The following is a 430-nucleotide window of genomic DNA, read 5'->3' as shown; positions in this document are numbered from 1 at the left end:
GCACGCGATGTCCGTTTGAAGGGGGTGAGCGACGATGCGTGATGCTGGTAACGTTCGCGTGCTCGTTCCCGTCGCCGTGCTGGAGGGGCAGGTGATTCCGGACCAGGTGATACGCTTACTTTCGAGTGCGACAGTCGTTCTCTTGGCGTACCACGAAATTCCCGAACAGACGGCACCAGAGCAAGCGCGCGAACAGTTCGAACCCAAGGCTCGGACCGAACTCGAAGACCTCGTAGAGGCATTCGGAACCGAGGGAACTGCAGTCGAGACACATCTCGTGTTCACCCACGACTCCGGCCAGACAATCGAGCGGACCGCCACAGAAGCCGACTGTGACGCGGTGTTACTTTCGAACCCAGCCCCCACTCTTGACCGAATCATCGTCCCGGTCAAAGAACACATCAATATCGACACGATTAGCAAGGTCGTC

At 58.1% G+C, this 430-nt stretch carries 1 pseudogene; it reads left to right on the top strand.

Going from position 1 to position 430, the window contains the following annotated elements:
• Positions 1–34 precede the first annotated feature (34 nt).
• Positions 35–430: pseudogene (locus tag D3D01_RS22990) on the top strand (universal stress protein); the annotation flags it as partial.

Source organism: Haloarcula sp. Atlit-7R (assembly GCF_003666065.1).
In the GTDB taxonomy this organism is placed as follows: Archaea; Halobacteriota; Halobacteria; order Halobacteriales; family Haloarculaceae; genus Haloarcula; species Haloarcula taiwanensis.
This window is presented reverse-complemented; position numbering and strand designations above follow the sequence as displayed.